A 14313-nucleotide genomic window follows, 5' to 3' on the forward strand; every position below is an offset into this window, starting at 1 on the left:
ATGCGCAGATCGTTGTCGCCCAGGGTCGAATGCCTGGGGTTGATGTTGCTCGCCCTGCTTTTGGTCGGTGCCGGTCTGGGCCTGCGTCAGGTGCAGAACGTCGATGAAGAACGTTTCCTCGGCGTGGCCCTGGAAATGCTGCACAACGGTTCTTGGCTGATTCCCCATCGCGCCGGGGAGATCTACGGCGATAAACCACCGATCTTCATGTGGACGGTGGCGTTCTTCACCTGGCTCACGGGTAAGCCCAACATCGCGTTGTATATTCCGGGGCTGTTTTCCGCCGTGACCGTCACGGCGATGGTCTATGACCTGGGGCGACGGCTGTGGAACCAGCGCATCGGGCGCATTGCCGCGCTGTTGTACCTGGCGACCTACCAGACTTACAGCATTCTGCGCACTGGGCAGATCGACAGCTTTCTGATTCTGTTCACTTCCCTGGGCCTCTACGGCCTGGCCCGTCATCTGTTGCTGGGGCCGGCATGGCGCTGGTTCTACGTAGGCTGTGCGGGCATGGGCATCGGCGTGATCACCAAAGGCGTGGGCTTTTTGCCGGCGCTGATGCTGATCCCTTATGCCTATGCGGTGCGCAAGGATTGGCCGGGTGTGGTGGCCATGCCGGGCCAGGCGCGCAAATGGGGGCTCGGGTTGCTGGTAATGCTGGCGGCGATTGCGGTCTGGCTGTTACCCCTGACCTTGTCCATCGTATTCAATGGTTCCGCTGACGAGGTGGCCTATGCCCGGGAAATCCTCCTGCGCCAGACCGCCGGACGCTACGCCGCTTCGTGGGACCACCGGGAACCGTTCTGGTACTTCTTCACCAACGTCATTCCGCAATACTGGCTGCCGTTGGTACTGGCCTTGCCATGGCTGGTGCCGGCCTGGCGCCGTCAGCTGCAAAAGCGTGACGGTCGGGTGCTGGTGCTGCTCGGTTGGGTTGCGCTGGTGGTGCTGTTCTTTTGCATCAGTGCCGGCAAGCGCAAGTTGTACATCTACCCGGCGCTACCGGGACTGGTACTGGCGGCCGCGCCGCTGATTCCCTGGCTGCTGCAGCGCTGGTTCAAGCAGCGCCCGCGCCTGCGCCGGGCATTTCCGGCCCTGGTGGCAGGCTGGTTCGTGTTGTGGTTCGCCCGTGGGTTTATCGAGCCGATCACGGACGGCGCCAATCCACACGTAGCCATCATGGAGCAAGCCGCGTCGATGACTCACGGTGCTGACCTGGTACTGGTCAACTGGCGCGAGGGACATTGGTTGTACGCCCGTCAGCCGATCGTGCATTTCGGTATGGCCGAGTCCTCGGTCGAGCAGGCTGCACAATGGCTGCGCGATCACCCCAAGGCTTATGCGTTGGTCCCGGACGAGTTGCTCGGCCAGTGCTTCGCCCCCGAGGCTGCACATGAACTGGGCGAAACGTCCCGTGCCGAGTGGTCGATCGTCGGCGCCGATGCCGATAACGGCAAATGCCATCCGGAGCAGCCTGGGCATGTCTATCGTTTCACTTGGGACTGAGAAAAATAATAATGAGCAAGGCAAGGAAAGCGGGGCTGTTGGTTGTCGTTGTCGCGTTGGCACTGGTTATCACTACAGGAGTGCGTGATGCCTGGTTCTCGCAGTTGTACGGACACTGGCACAACCAGTGGTACGGCAATCAGGCACCGGACAAAAATATCTGGCTGCCTGACTATAAGGCGGTGATCCAGGCCAAACCTGTGGAGGGTGTCACCAATTTGTCCGGCATCGCTTACGATTACGATCGTGATCGCCTGCTGGGAATCACCAATGGCGAGCCCATGGGAATCGTGGTGTTGAGCCGCGACGGCGACTTGCTCGGGCGCTACCCGCTGATCGGCTTCGAAGACACCGAAGGCATCGCTTACATTGGCGGTGGACGGGTGGTGATCGCCGATGAAAGATTGCAGCAACTGGACATCGTCACCTTGCCCGACACCCCTGCGCCGATCCATGTCGAACAAGCACAATTTGTCGCCATCGGCGTCAACCTTAGCCCACACAACAAAGGGTTTGAGGGGGTGGCGTACGACCGGGCCAATGATCGTGTCTTCGCCATCAAGGAGCGTGATCCGCGGCAGCTGTATTCGGTGACAGGCATGCTCGCTTCAATGGGCGGCCCTCTACAGATCCGCATCAAGGACCTGACGTCCTGGGTCAACCGCAGTGTCTTCAGTCGAGACCTCTCCGAGGGCTACTTCGATCCGAAGAGCGGGCACCTTTTGTTGCTTAGTGATGAGTCCGCCAATATCACCGAGCTGGACGGCGAGGGGAACTTCGTCAGCATTCTCTCCCTGCGCAGCCAGGCGGGCGATCTTAAGCATTCGGTGCCGCAAGGCGAGGGTATGACAATGGACGCCGATGGCGACCTCTACGTCGTCAGCGAGTCCAACCTTTTCTATCGCTTCAGCAAGACCAAAAACGCTCAAGTAACTGCTGCGGAGTAACCTGGATGGGGCTGAGTCTGTCGCGTTTGTCGAACCGCAATATCGCCTTGCTTGCGGCCATAGCCATTGCGCTGCTGTTTTTCTGGGGCCTGGGCAGCGTACCGTTTTTGAGTGTCAACGAAGCCCGGCGCGCGGTCACCGTCCGCGAAATGCGCGAAGCGGGGAGCTGGTTGCTGCCTTATATGAACGGCGATCTGTACCTGTCCAAGCCGCCGTTTTTCTACTGGGTCGGTCTCGTTTCGACCGCCGTGCTGGGCAGCTTGTCCGAGTGGAGCATGCGCCTGCCTTCGGCGCTGGCCGCGACCTTGTGCTGTGTCGGCACTTATCTGTACGGCCTCAGGCAGGCGGGGCGCCAGGTGGGGCTGTTTGCGGTGGTGTTCCTGGCCGCGAACGGGGCATTCAGCCTGTTCGCCCGCCGCTCTGAAATCGAGATGCTGCTGACCCTGCTGTGTTTCGGCGCGCTGCTGGCAGCCTGGCAATTCATATTCCAGCAGGGCCGGGCCGTTTGGAGTCGACTCAGCTACGTTCTCATAGGCTGCGCGTTGTTGACCAAGGGGCCGGTGTGCCTTCTGTGGGTGACGGCGCCGATTCTGGCTTATGCCTTGATCTATCGCGATGCCCGGGCCAAAGCCTATCTGTGTGACGGTTGGGGCTGGCTCCTTGCAGTGGTTCTGGGCGGTTCCTGGTATCTGGCCGTGTCCATCAATCAGGGTTGGGGTGTCTGGGCGTCGATCATCAGCGAAGACATCGTGAAGAAGATCGACGGGCAAGGCGCCGAAGCCTGGTACGCCTATCTGTTGTACCTGGCCGGTGACTTCTTCCCGTTCTGGCTGATTGTCTTCGTGCAGCCGCGAAAGTTCTGGGCAATGATCCGTTCGCGCCGCGAGGCGGCCATGTTGCTGTGTTGCAGTCTGCTGCCACTGCTGGTGTTCTCTTTTTTTACCGAAAAACACGGCAAGTATTTGCTGCCGGTTTACCCGTCCCTGGCGCTGCTGCTGGCCATGCACTGGACGGCCGTGCTCGAAGACGCGAAGGGTCGCTGGCGTGCCTGCCTGGCCACGGTTCCCTGCGTGATGCTGGCCGGGTTCGTGGTGTTTTATGCGTTCGTCGAGGCGCGGGTGCTGTCTCACCGCGTCGGTGGCCTTGAGCAGGTCGCCACGCTGGCGGCAGGGCAACCGGGCCAGAAGGCCTACACAATCGGTGAGCCGGATATCCGCCTGGTCTACTACATGGGCCGACCGGTTGCGCCGCTGACGATTGATCAGTTGCAAGGGGAAGACCGGCCAGCGGGGCTGCTATTCGTGCCGGAGCCACTGAATCCACAATTGCAAAACCTGGCATCGTGCAAGGTCGGAGAAGTCGATGCGTATCTGAAACCGGGCCGCTCGGCGCTGTTGGTCCGCATGGGCGGTGATTGCCACTGATCGGCAAGGCGAGTTGCCGATCGTGACGCAACAAAAGACAAGCCGCTGAGCGGGCGGTCATGGCTATAATCGGCGCACATTTCTCTCCGTCATCACACGAGACTGCCATGACCATTTCCCTGTACGACGCTTCCGTTCCTGTTTTCAAACAAATGCTCAACGCTTTGAGTGACGTGCTGAAGAAGGCCGAAGCCCACGCGACTGAAAAGAACATCGACCCGAATGCGTTCCTGCAAGCGCGCCTGTACCCGGACATGTTCCCGCTGGTGCGTCAGGTGCAGATCGCCGTTGACTTCGCCAAGGGCGTTTCTTCGCGTCTGGCCGAAGTTGAAGTTCCGAAATACGAAGACACCGAAACCACCTTCGCCGAACTGCAAGCGCTGCTGACCAAGGTTCTGGCTTACATCGGCGAGATCAAGCCGGAGCAGATCAACGGCAAGGAAGGCATCGAAATCGTCACGCGTCCAGGCACCCCTAAAGAGAAGCGCTTCAGTGGCCAGGCATACCTGCTGAGCTATGGCTTGCCGCAGTTCTTCTTCCACGTCACCACCGCTTACGCCTTGTTGCGTCATAACGGCGTGGAAGTGGGCAAGCGCGACTACATGGGCGCGTTCTAAACCGTCCAGATACAAAAAAGCCCCCGCAGCCTTGGGTTGCGGGGGCTTTTTCATGTGCGCGCATTGACTCGCTACACCACGAACCCCGTGGTAGCGAGCCTGCTCGCGATAGCGGTGGGTCAGTCAACATTGATATTGAATGTGACGCCGCCATCGCGAGCAGGCTCGCTCCCACAGGGGATTTGGGTTAGGCCAGGCGTTCTGCCTTTGCCTCTTCACCCAGGCAAGCCGCCGCGGTGAACAGCACATCCGTGGATGAATTCAAAGCCGTCTCCGCCGAGTCCTGCAACACGCCGATGATGAAACCGACCGCTACCACCTGCATCGCGATTTCACTCGGGATGCCGAACAAACTGCACGCCAGCGGGATCAGCAGCAACGAACCGCCCGCGACGCCCGAAGCACCACAGGCGCAGATCGCCGCGACAACGCTGAGCAGGATGGCGGTCGGGATGTCCACGGCAATGTTCAGGGTATGCACCGCCGCCAGCGCCAGTACGGTAATGGTGATGGCCGCACCGGCCATGTTGATGGTGGCGCCGAGCGGGATCGACACCGAGTAGGTGTCTTCGTGCAGGCCCAGGCGCTTGCTCAATTCCAGGTTGACCGGGATGTTCGCTGCCGAGCTGCGGGTGAAGAAGGCAGTGATGCCGCTTTCACGCAGGCACATAAACACCAGTGGATACGGATTGCGACGCAGTTTCCAGAACACGATGGCGGGGTTCATCACCAGCGCCACGAACAGCATGCAGCCGAGCAACACGGCCAGCAGATGTGCGTACCCGATCAGGGCACCGAAACCGGAGGTGGCCAGGGTCGAGGCCACCAGGCCGAAGATCCCCAGCGGTGCGAAGCGAATCACCACTCGCACGATCACGGTGACGCCATTGGACAGGTCGCCCAGCACTTCGCGGGTGGTGTCGCCGGCGTGGCGAATGGCGATGCCCATGCCGATGGCCCAGGCCAGAATGCCGATGAAGTTGGCGTTCATCAGTGCGCTGATCGGGTTGTCGACCACGCTCAGCAACAGGCTTTGCAGGACCTCGCCGATACCACCGGGCGCGGTCACCGCGACGTCATGGGTCGATAGCACCAGGCTGGAGGGGAACATCATGCTCGCCACTACTGCGACCACGGCGGCGGCGAAGGTGCCCAGTAGATACAAGAACAGAATCGGCCGGATATGGGTTTCCTGGCCGTGCTTGTGGTTGGCGATGGACGCCATGACCAGCACGAACACCAGAATCGGCGCGACCGCTTTCAGCGCGCTGACGAAGACCTTGCCGATAAACGCCGTGGACTTTGCCGCTTCCGGCGCGAACAGGGCCAGGGCAATCCCGGCGATCAAGCCGATGATGATTTGCGTGACCAGGCTGGTGCGTTTGAGGTGTTGCCATAGAGAAGGGGATGAAGCGGTCATAAAACGGCATCTCTGATTTTTTGTAAGTGCATGGTTTCGCGGGTTTGCAGCAACAAGCCGGGCAGGCCGCAGGCAGGAAACCGTAAGGAGAAACGCGGGGGTGTAATGTCATTCAACGTTTAGAAACCTTGTGGGAGCGAGCCTGCTCGCGATGACGGTGGAACAGTCAACATTAGTGTTTGCTGAGGCTCCGCCTTCGCGAGCAGGCTCGCTCCCACAGGTTTTGTCACTTGAATGAACAGCATCGACCACAGGGTGTACGTTTTTCAGGGCGCGGACTTTATCACAGCGCAGGGCCGATCCTTCAGGCCTGTGACGAACTGACGCCCTGGCGTTCAACGCGATTTGCAGGTTCGTGCAACCGCATCCGGAAACACTCTGTTAAGATTCGCCATCCTCTTTTTCATGTCTGCCAGTGGGCCTTCGGGCTATCGCTGGTGTTGTCGTTTATTTGGAGTTTTGCATGCGGTTGTTGCCCATCCTTCTGTTGTCCGCCGCCGGTTTCACGGTGCTGACCACGGAGTTCATCATTGTCGGCCTGCTGCCGGCCATCGCCCGCGACCTCGAGGTCAGCATCCCGCAAGCGGGCTTGCTGGTGACCCTGTTCGCTTTCACCGTTGCCGCCTTCGGGCCATTTCTTACCGCGTATTTCGCCCGGTTCGAGCGCCGCAAGCTGTTCATCAGCGTGCTGATCATGTTCGGCCTGGCCAACACCCTCGCGGCGTTGGCGCCCAATATCTGGGTCATGGCGGTTGCTCGCTTGATTCCGGCGTTGGGCTTACCGGTGTTCTGGGCGCTGGCCAGTGAGACGGCCGTGGACATTGTCGGGCCGGATTACGCCGGACGCGCCATCGCCAAAATCGGCTTCGGCATTGTCTGCGCCACCGTGTTCGGTATTCCGGTGGGCACCCTGATCTCCGATGCATTTGGCTGGCGCAGTGCTTTCGGCATCCTCGCGGTCATCGCGTTTGCCAAGGCGCTGCTGCTGTTTATCTATCTGCCGAAAACCAGTCTGCATCAGCATCAGGTCAGTTTCCGTTCACAGTTCAAGATTCTGCGCAGCCCAGTGATGGTCGGCCACGTGCTGCTGTCGATCATTGTGTTCAGCGGCATGTTCACCGCTTACACCTATCTGGCGGACATCCTCGAGCGTTTGGCCGGTTTCGATGGCACGGTGGTTGGCTGGTGTCTGATGGGCTTTGGCGCGGTCGGGTTGATCGGTAACTCACTGGGGGGCCGTGCGGTGGATCGGCATCCGCTGATCGCGTCGATGATGTTTTGCGCGTTCATGATTGCCGGGCTGGTGGCGCTGGTGCCGAACATCCATTCGCCTTTTGGTCTGGCGGCGGCGATGGGTATCTGGGGCATCACTCAGGCAGCGCTGTTTCTGGTCAGCCATGTGCGTTTGATGAAAGCCGCACCCGAGGCGCCAGCCTTTGCCGCCTCGCTGAACATCGCCGGGGCCAACCTGGGGATTGGCCTGGGCGCCATGATTGGCGGCCGGGTGATCGATAGCGTCGGCCTGCAAGGCCTGGGTTTTGCGGCTGCCGCTTTTATCTTGGCGTCGATCCTGTTGGCTCTCGCGCTGATGACTTTCAAACCCCGCGAAGTCTTCGCCTAAGGCTTCACAGTTCGGTAAACAACTCGCGGCGGGCACCTTCGGTAATGGCGACAATGCCGGGGTGCTTGACCTTGCGTTCCACCGAAATGGCATAGAACGACTCGCTCACCGCGTCGGTCTGGCCAATCACCTCCACGCCGTATTGGCGCCGCACTTCATCGGCGATCACGCTCGGGCCGATGAAAATCCCGCTACCGGACTGTCCGAAGGCTTGCATCAAGGCGCTGTCGTCGAATTCGCCAACGATGCGAGGTTGGATCTGTTGTTCGGCGAACCAGCGTTGCAAGCGGCTGCGCACCACGGTTTCCGGCCCTGGAATCAGCAGCGGAGCGCCATTGAGGCTGCGGGGGAAATCCCCACCGTAGAGCGCTGCCAGCTCAGCGGTCGCGAAAAAACTGATCCCGCATTCACCGAGTTTCTGGCTGTAGCCTTTAATGTCCAGGTGCGACGGCATCGGGCTGTCGGAGATCACCAGATCCAGGCGCTGGATGGCCAAGTCGGCGAGCAGGCGTTCCAGCTTGTCCTCGCGACAGCTGATGCGCAGGGGGTCGCTCAATTCCATGGTGGGCGCTATCAGGCGGTAGACGATGGATTTGGGGACCACATCGGCCACACCGACCCGGAACAGAATCTGCTGTTCATTGGGCTGCGCCCGCAGCATTAACTCCAATTCGCCACCCAGCTGAAACATCTGTTCAGCGTAGGGCAGGGTTTGCCGGCCAGCCTCGGTCAGCTCCAGTTGCCGGCCGACCCTGCGAAACAACTCGATGCCGTAGGTTTGTTCCAGCAGGGAGATCTGCCCGCTGATGGTCTGGGGCGTCAGGTTCAGTTGCTCGCAGGCGCGCACGATGCTGCCGGTCTTGGCCACGACCCAGAAGTAATGCAGTTGTCGATAGTTGAGCATGAGAATCTACAGTTCGTAAAAACCGAAGTATATACGCTGAAAATACGAATTTTCCTGAAGTGTTCATCTCCCTAGAATGCGTCGCTATCAACGGGCCATCGTCTCGGCGCCGTTTGTTCTATTGAAGGAGGCAACATGAAGCTTAAGACCACGGCATTGCTGATCACGTCTTTACTGGTACTGGCCGGCTGTGACCAGGCCGAAAAAAGTGCCCAGCAACTGATGGGCAAAGCCGCCGAAAGCGCCAAACAGGCCATCGACGACACCCATAAAGCCGCCGAACAAGCGCTGAGCGATGCCACTGGCGGGTTGATCAGCAAAAAAGAATCAACGGAAAAAGACGCGGAAAAAACCGAATCTTCCTCCCAGGAAATCTAAACCGTCTTACAGCGAGTCAGGACTGACCCATGGAATACCTTTTACAACTAGCTGCCAGCCCCACCGCGTGGGTTGCCCTGGCCACCCTGGTGGTGATGGAAATCGTGCTTGGCATCGATAACCTGATCTTTATCTCGATCCTGACCAACAAGCTGCCTGAGCAACATCGACAGAAAGCACGGCGCATCGGTATCGGCATGGCGCTGATTCTGCGACTGGGCTTGCTGAGCACCATTGCGTTCATCGTCCAGTTGACGGCGCCTGTGATTGAAGTGTTTGGCCAGGCCTTCTCCTGGAAAGACATGATCCTGATTGCCGGTGGCCTGTTCCTGTTGTGGAAAGCTACAACCGAGATCCATCACAGCATGGACCCGGCTCCGGAAGATCCGACGTCGGCCACCTCGACCGTGACCCTGGGCTTTGCCGCGGCGATTGGTCAGATTCTGATGCTGGACATGGTGTTCTCCATCGACAGCATCATTACCGCTGTCGGCATGACCGAACATTTGCCGATCATGATCATCGCGGTGGTGGTGTCGGTGCTGGTGATGTTGCTGGCGGCTGATCCACTGGCCAAGTTCATCAACGACAACCCGACGGTGGTGATGCTGGCCCTGGGCTTCCTGATCATGATCGGCATGACGCTGATCGCCGAAGGCTTCGGCGCCCACGTACCGAAAGGCTACGTCTACGCTGCCATGGCGTTCTCGGCTGCGATCGAGGTGTTGAACATGATGTCCCGCCGCGCCCGGCAGAAGCGGGTCTCCGCGGAAGCTTGATTGGCGCTTAACGAAACGGCCGCCTGCACTCGAAAGAGTCCAGGCGGCCGTTTTTTTTGTAGGGCCCCAACGCTTTGGTTAATGGGCAGTGGCGTGGCGCGTGGCCGGTTTTTCGGCTTTCACCAGGGGCGCCGGTTGAGCAGGGTGGTGATGGTGCCGACGAGTAATGCGCAGAACGCCCCATAGCATGGCGGTGGCAACGGCCAGCCAGCCGGAAATCAACATCACGATTGTCATTGTCAGGCTCATCGATGCCTCCTCTTTGCCCTGCGGCGGGCACACACGACTTGCAAGTGACAGTCTAGACGCTGCGGTGTTGCAGGCTATTGACCAAAGGTCGACCCGGATCAACCAGTTCGCTCTATCGAATGCAATCAACTACCGGTTAAGGCTATACCGCTGTCGCGAGGCATCCTATGATCGACGGCCAAGCCGGGAGTGCGATTGCCTGGCGTCTGAACGAAGAGAGTGATGATGGTGCGGGTAATTTCTCGAATTCTATCGGCGGCACTGATTGTGGGGTGCGTGGCTGGTTTGGCAGGTTGCGCGGGCAGTGTCGCGCCTGAGATCAAGCGTCTGCCGGAGCGCGTCGAGCTCGGCGGCCGGTTCTATAAGGGCGTAGCCAATCAAAGCGGGCCGCAAGTGTTGGCGAGCATGCTGTCCCAGCAGGGCGTTGTGATTACCCCGGGCTTGCTCGAAAAGCCGTTGCGTTTGCCGGGTGCCGAAGCGCAATTGCAACAGAACATGCAAAACCTCGCCCGTGAATACGGGATGATGGTTTATCCCCTCGACAGCAATCTGCCTGCCTTGCTGACTCAGGTTGCTGCCGGATATCCGGTCATGGTGCGCTTCACTGAGGGTTCTGCGCTGTGGGCCGAGCCGCGTTATGCCATTCTCGCCGGGTACAACCGGCAGAAACAGACAGTGCTGCTGCGCGCCGGCATGAGTCAGAGGACGATGATGAGTTTCAGTTCGTTTGAGTCGTCTTTCAAGGATGCCGGTGGCTGGGCGGTTTTGATTCAGGCGCCGACACAGGTTCCGGCCAGCGTCGATCGGCAGCGCTGGTTAAAGGCTGCGAGCGACCTCGCTCAGGCCGGCCAGGAGCAAGCGGCCGCCAGGGCGAAAAAAGCGTTGGGCGCACAGTAAGCCCGTTCGTCACCCCCATGGCACCACTGCGCATTGCCAGCCTCTGATGATTGAGGCCCGAGTTTCTCGGGCCACGACCAGGAGGCGTTCATGGCTCATTTCAATACTCCCGCCGGTCCGCACTCGTCTGAGCATTCATCCGGCGACGAGTTGGGGTTCGACCCCGACTCTCCGGATCTCGCCGACCCTCAGGTCGATCCCATCGGTCCGGCAAAGGCGCCACGGGATGTTAAGCCGGGCGACAATCCCAAGGCTCCGGCAAAGCCTTACGATCCACTCGGTGATCTGAAACCCTAGGTCTCATTGCCAGGTCTCATTGGAGGTGCGTATGTCTACTGATTCGAGCTTTGACGATAAACGTCCGGAAAACGTCCCGACAACCCCGGAGCAAGACGTGGATCCGGTGATGGATCCGGATAGCCCGATGAGGGATCCTCTGGCTCGGCCAACCGTGGTGTCCACCGAACATCCGAAACCCTGGAGAGACCCGAGTACCGGCGACGGGATTCCGGATGATGACCAGATGCCGCTGCCCAATGATTAAGGCAGAAAGCAAAAGCCCCGAATGATCGGGGCTTTTGCTTTCGACTGTCGTGCAGTTATTTTGACGCTTCAACCACGCCGCTTTGGCGATGCTTGAGGTTCTTTTCGGATTTGTATTGCAGTGCTACAGAGGGTACGTCTGCGCTGTGGCCGGTTTCGACCCAATTGCGGATGCGAGTGGCGTCGGCAAAGTGTGTGTACTTGCCATAGGCATCGAGGATCACCAGTGCTACCGGGCGGTTAGCCATATGGGTCACCAATACCAGGCAGTGACCCGCTTCGTTGGTGAAACCGGTTTTCGTCAGTTCGATGTTCCAGTTCGGCTTGCCCACCAGATGATCGGTGTTGCGGAAACCCAGGCTGTAGTTGGGTTTGCGGAACGACACGGTTTTTTCCTTGGTGGTGCTCAGTTGTGTCAGCAGCGGGTACTTGTGAGCGGCGACCAGCAGTTTGCTCAGGTCGCGGGCTGTGGACACATTGCGTGGCGAGAGGCCGGTCGGCTCGACGAAATGGGTATTGGTCATGCCCAGTGCCTTGGCCTTGGCGTTCATGGCGGCGATGAACGCCGCGTAGCCACCCGGATAATGGTGCGCCAGGCTCGCGGCGGCACGGTTTTCCGAAGACATCAAGGCGATCAGCAGCATCTCCCGGCGCGGCATCTCGCTGTTGAGCTTGACCCGGGAGAACACGCCTTTCATTTCCGGCGTGTTGCTGATGTTGATGTTGATGTATTCGTCCATGTTCTGCCGGGCTTCGACGACCACCAGGCCGGTCATCAGTTTGCTCACCGAAGCGATGGGGACAACGACGTCGGGATTGCTGGCGTAAATGACTTTGTTGGACTGCAAGTCGACCAGCAATGCGCTGCCGGAAGCGATCTTCAGGTGTGAGGTGTCTCGAGGCGCGGCGGTGGTTTCGCCAGCGCTGGCGATTGGCGTGATGAAAGTCCCTGTAACTGCAAAAAATAGGCTCAGGATGGAAAGACGGATTTTCACGCTGGCAGACTCATAAAATGTTGATAAGCCGTTTTGTAACGGGCTATTTCGTAAAAAGCGCGACATTCTGGAGTATGGCTGAATAACTGTCGATGGTTGTTCCGGGAAGTGGTTAAAGTCCTTTGAAACATGAAAAAAATGTCATTTTCCGGCAGGTGGTCGGCCTTTATTCGCGGGCAAAAAGAACCCCGCCATGGGCGGGGTTCCTTGAGTTGTTGCCAGCGCCGAAAGCGGGACTCAGCTGTGCAGGGTTTCAGCCGCGTACAGTGTGTTTTCCAGCAGGCATGCGCGAGTCATCGGACCGACGCCGCCGGGCACTGGAGTGATCCAGCCAGCGCGGGGCAGGGCGGTTTCGTAAACCACATCGCCGACCAGCTTGCCGTCCTCCTGACGGTTGATGCCGACGTCGATCACGATCGCGCCTTCCTTGATCCATTCACCCTTGACCAGGCCCGGCTTGCCGGCGGCCACCACGACCAGATCCGCGCGACCAATGTGGCCGGCCAGGTCCTTGGTGAAGCGGTGGGTGACGGTCACGGTGCAACCGGCCAGCAACAATTCCATCGCCATCGGGCGACCCACGATATTGGAAGCGCCGACAATCACGGCATTCATCCCGTACAGATCGGCACCGGTGCTTTCCAGCAAGGTCATGATGCCTTTAGGGGTGCACGGACGCAGCAGCGGTATGCGTTGGGCCAGGCGACCGACGTTATACGGGTGGAAGCCGTCGACGTCTTTATCCGGACGAATGCGCTCCAGCAACTTGGACGCGTCCAGGTGTTCCGGTAGAGGAAGCTGAAGCAGAACACCGTCAATTGCCGGATCGTCATTGAGGCGATCGATCAGGTCGGTCAGTGCTTCTTGAGTGGTTTCGGAAGGCAGGTCATAAGCTTGGGAGAGGAAGCCGACCTCTTCACAGTCTTTACGCTTGTGCGAGACATAAACCTGAGAGGCAGGATCGCTGCCGACCAGGATCACCGCGAGTCCGGGCGTGCGCAGGCCTTGCTGGCGACGCTCGTTGACCCGTTGGGCGATCTGCTGGCGCAGGCTGGCGGCGATCGATTTGCCGTCGATTAGTTGTGCAGTCATTGCGCGTGATTAACCATCGAGAGGGGAAAAAAAGAGAGCGCATTCTCGCATGTCATGAGGTGAGGGCAAAGGCGCTTGGTCTGCAAATTCCCCTAACTCCTTTAATTAAATGAATTTTTTTTAAAAAGGATTTGACGACCCTCGGGGGGCTCTATACTATTCGTCGCACTTGTCGGGCACAGCCTAGCACTGGTTAAGAAGGTCGAGCGGAATCAAGGTTCTGCGAGACTGGAAAGCATTTAGTTTGTAGTCCTCCAAGGTTACAGATTAACAAGGCGCCCGTAGCTCAGCTGGATAGAGCATCCGCCTTCTAAGCGGATGGTCGCAGGTTCGAGTCCTGCCGGGTGCGCCATTAGGCAGCTTTGGCACAAGTAGCGCGATATGGTGGGCGTAGCTCAGTTGGTAGAGCACGGGATTGTGACTCCCGTTGTCGTGGGTTCGATCCCCATCGTCCACCCCATATTTCGAAAGGCGCCAGATTAAAAGTCTGGCGCCTTTGCTTTAACAGCTTCAACCCGCGGATGTGGTGGAATTGGTAGACACACTGGATTTAGGTTCCAGCGCCGCGAGGCGTAAGAGTTCGAGTCTCTTCATCCGCACCAAATAAAGCTTCAGTCATGCCGCTTGGCTTGTTTGGGGCTGACTAAAGAAGTTGTTTGGCTTCTTTGTCATGCAATATGGTGGGCGTAGCTCAGTTGGTAGAGCACGGGATTGTGACTCCCGTTGTCGTGGGTTCGATCCCCATCGTCCACCCCATATTTCGAAAGGCGCCAGATTGAAAAGTCTGGCGCCTTTTTTGTTTCAGCGGTTCGAGTATTCAGCGGCTGCAGGTTCTGGGTCGCAGGGGCAGGGCGTTTCGTCGTATTTATGTTTCTCGATGATGCTGCGCTGCTCGCCGGCCTTGCTCGCAAGATCGGCTGTCAGGGAGATGATTGGCT

General features: G+C 58.9%; 14 protein-coding genes, 4 tRNA genes and 1 pseudogene. 14 read left to right on the forward strand and 5 right to left on the reverse strand.

Going from position 1 to position 14313, the window contains the following annotated elements; translation table 11 throughout:
• The 4 genes from BLV61_RS25870 to BLV61_RS25885 all read left to right on the forward strand — a co-directional run bounded on the left by BLV61_RS25870 (window position 1) and on the right by BLV61_RS25885 (window position 4497).
• A complete protein-coding gene (locus BLV61_RS25870; protein ID WP_090468331.1) occupies window positions 1–1509 on the forward strand; it encodes an ArnT family glycosyltransferase in 1509 nt (502 codons plus the stop codon).
• Window positions 1510–1520: 11 nt separating this feature from the next.
• On the forward strand, window positions 1521–2456 hold the full coding sequence (locus BLV61_RS25875) for an SdiA-regulated domain-containing protein (RefSeq protein WP_047527508.1): 936 nt from the start codon (window positions 1521–1523) through the stop codon (window positions 2454–2456).
• A 5-nt stretch (window positions 2457–2461) separates the two neighbouring features.
• Window positions 2462–3880, forward strand: a complete 1419-nt coding sequence (locus BLV61_RS25880; RefSeq protein ID WP_090468333.1) for an ArnT family glycosyltransferase — start codon at window positions 2462–2464, stop codon at window positions 3878–3880.
• Between the two features lie 107 nt (window positions 3881–3987).
• A complete protein-coding gene (locus BLV61_RS25885; RefSeq protein ID WP_047527511.1) occupies window positions 3988–4497 on the forward strand; it encodes a DUF1993 domain-containing protein in 510 nt (169 codons plus the stop codon).
• Between the two features lie 187 nt (window positions 4498–4684).
• On the opposite strand, the gene sstT is transcribed toward BLV61_RS25885, so the two are convergent.
• The gene (gene sstT / locus BLV61_RS25890; RefSeq protein ID WP_090468335.1) at window positions 4685–5917 is read right to left on the reverse strand and encodes a serine/threonine transporter SstT; all 1233 of its coding nucleotides are present in this window, start codon (window positions 5915–5917) and stop codon (window positions 4685–4687) included.
• Window positions 5918–6380: 463 nt separating this feature from the next.
• Here sstT and BLV61_RS25895 point away from each other — a divergent pair, with 463 nt between their 5' ends.
• The gene (locus BLV61_RS25895) at window positions 6381–7538 is read left to right on the forward strand and encodes an MFS transporter (RefSeq protein WP_090468337.1); all 1158 of its coding nucleotides are present in this window, start codon (window positions 6381–6383) and stop codon (window positions 7536–7538) included.
• 4 nt (window positions 7539–7542) lie between these two features.
• Here BLV61_RS25895 and nhaR read toward each other — a convergent pair whose 3' ends face one another.
• Window positions 7543–8442: a transcriptional activator NhaR gene (nhaR, locus tag BLV61_RS25900; RefSeq protein WP_090468339.1), complete on the reverse strand. Its 900-nt coding sequence runs from the start codon at window positions 8440–8442 to the stop codon at window positions 7543–7545.
• A 135-nt stretch (window positions 8443–8577) separates the two neighbouring features.
• On the opposite strand from nhaR, the gene BLV61_RS25905 reads away from it, so the two are divergent.
• Together BLV61_RS25905 and BLV61_RS25910 are read left to right on the forward strand one after the other, a co-directional pair.
• A complete protein-coding gene (locus tag BLV61_RS25905; protein ID WP_090468342.1) occupies window positions 8578–8820 on the forward strand; it encodes a hypothetical protein in 243 nt (80 codons plus the stop codon).
• Between the two features lie 29 nt (window positions 8821–8849).
• On the forward strand, window positions 8850–9599 hold the full coding sequence (locus tag BLV61_RS25910) for a TerC family protein (RefSeq protein ID WP_047527520.1): 750 nt from the start codon (window positions 8850–8852) through the stop codon (window positions 9597–9599).
• Window positions 9600–9677: 78 nt separating this feature from the next.
• On the opposite strand, the gene BLV61_RS31355 is transcribed toward BLV61_RS25910, so the two are convergent.
• Window positions 9678–9848 (reverse strand): hypothetical protein, encoded by a 171-nt coding sequence (locus BLV61_RS31355; protein WP_167361806.1) that lies wholly within the window; start codon window positions 9846–9848, stop codon window positions 9678–9680.
• A gap of 167 nt (window positions 9849–10015) precedes the next feature.
• Between BLV61_RS31355 and BLV61_RS25915 the strand changes: the two are divergent.
• From BLV61_RS25915 to BLV61_RS25925, 3 genes and pseudogenes are all read left to right on the forward strand, one after another.
• Window positions 10016–10745 (forward strand): annotated as a pseudogene (locus tag BLV61_RS25915) (cysteine peptidase family C39 domain-containing protein).
• Window positions 10746–10835: 90 nt separating this feature from the next.
• Window positions 10836–11042: a DUF6021 family protein gene (locus BLV61_RS25920; RefSeq protein WP_047527521.1), complete on the forward strand. Its 207-nt coding sequence runs from the start codon at window positions 10836–10838 to the stop codon at window positions 11040–11042.
• A gap of 31 nt (window positions 11043–11073) precedes the next feature.
• Window positions 11074–11289: a hypothetical protein gene (locus tag BLV61_RS25925; protein WP_047527523.1), complete on the forward strand. Its 216-nt coding sequence runs from the start codon at window positions 11074–11076 to the stop codon at window positions 11287–11289.
• A gap of 55 nt (window positions 11290–11344) precedes the next feature.
• Here BLV61_RS25925 and pbpG read toward each other — a convergent pair whose 3' ends face one another.
• Together pbpG and folD are read right to left on the reverse strand one after the other, a co-directional pair.
• Window positions 11345–12283 (reverse strand): D-alanyl-D-alanine endopeptidase, encoded by a 939-nt coding sequence (gene pbpG / locus BLV61_RS25930; protein WP_047527524.1) that lies wholly within the window; start codon window positions 12281–12283, stop codon window positions 11345–11347.
• 237 nt (window positions 12284–12520) lie between these two features.
• Window positions 12521–13375 (reverse strand): bifunctional methylenetetrahydrofolate dehydrogenase/methenyltetrahydrofolate cyclohydrolase FolD, encoded by an 855-nt coding sequence (gene folD / locus BLV61_RS25935; protein ID WP_047527525.1) that lies wholly within the window; start codon window positions 13373–13375, stop codon window positions 12521–12523.
• Between the two features lie 275 nt (window positions 13376–13650).
• Between folD and BLV61_RS25940 the strand changes: the two genes are divergently transcribed.
• The 4 genes from BLV61_RS25940 (at window position 13651) to BLV61_RS25955 (ending at window position 14131) form a co-directional block, all read left to right on the forward strand.
• A tRNA-Arg gene (locus BLV61_RS25940) sits at window positions 13651–13727 on the forward strand.
• A 32-nt stretch (window positions 13728–13759) separates the two neighbouring features.
• Window positions 13760–13835, forward strand: a tRNA-His gene (locus tag BLV61_RS25945).
• A 57-nt stretch (window positions 13836–13892) separates the two neighbouring features.
• Window positions 13893–13977: transfer RNA gene (locus BLV61_RS25950), tRNA-Leu, on the forward strand.
• A gap of 78 nt (window positions 13978–14055) precedes the next feature.
• A tRNA-His gene (locus tag BLV61_RS25955) sits at window positions 14056–14131 on the forward strand.
• The last annotated feature ends 182 nt before the right edge of the window (window positions 14132–14313 follow it).

It is taken from the genome of Pseudomonas mohnii (assembly GCF_900105115.1).
GTDB classification, from domain to species: Bacteria; Pseudomonadota; Gammaproteobacteria; order Pseudomonadales; family Pseudomonadaceae; genus Aquipseudomonas; species Aquipseudomonas mohnii.

Bases quoted from the DNA above. Each gene is read 5' to 3' on its own strand.
- sstT (WP_090468335.1), bottom strand. From the start codon at position 5,917: ATGACCGCTTCATCCCCTTCTCTATGGCAACACCTCAAACGCACCAGC.
- folD (WP_047527525.1), bottom strand. From the start codon at position 13,375: ATGACTGCACAACTAATCGACGGCAAATCGATCGCCGCCAGCCTGCGC.
- BLV61_RS25885 (WP_047527511.1), top strand. From the start codon at position 3,988: ATGACCATTTCCCTGTACGACGCTTCCGTTCCTGTTTTCAAACAAATG.
- BLV61_RS25880 (WP_090468333.1), top strand. From the start codon at position 2,462: ATGGGGCTGAGTCTGTCGCGTTTGTCGAACCGCAATATCGCCTTGCTT.
- BLV61_RS25895 (WP_090468337.1), top strand. From the start codon at position 6,381: ATGCGGTTGTTGCCCATCCTTCTGTTGTCCGCCGCCGGTTTCACGGTG.
- BLV61_RS25910 (WP_047527520.1), top strand. From the start codon at position 8,850: ATGGAATACCTTTTACAACTAGCTGCCAGCCCCACCGCGTGGGTTGCC.
- BLV61_RS25925 (WP_047527523.1), top strand. From the start codon at position 11,074: ATGTCTACTGATTCGAGCTTTGACGATAAACGTCCGGAAAACGTCCCG.
- nhaR (WP_090468339.1), bottom strand. From the start codon at position 8,442: ATGCTCAACTATCGACAACTGCATTACTTCTGGGTCGTGGCCAAGACC.
- BLV61_RS31355 (WP_167361806.1), bottom strand. From the start codon at position 9,848: ATGAGCCTGACAATGACAATCGTGATGTTGATTTCCGGCTGGCTGGCC.
- BLV61_RS25920 (WP_047527521.1), top strand. From the start codon at position 10,836: ATGGCTCATTTCAATACTCCCGCCGGTCCGCACTCGTCTGAGCATTCA.
- BLV61_RS25875 (WP_047527508.1), top strand. From the start codon at position 1,521: ATGAGCAAGGCAAGGAAAGCGGGGCTGTTGGTTGTCGTTGTCGCGTTG.
- BLV61_RS25905 (WP_090468342.1), top strand. From the start codon at position 8,578: ATGAAGCTTAAGACCACGGCATTGCTGATCACGTCTTTACTGGTACTG.
- BLV61_RS25870 (WP_090468331.1), top strand. From the start codon at position 1: ATGCGCAGATCGTTGTCGCCCAGGGTCGAATGCCTGGGGTTGATGTTG.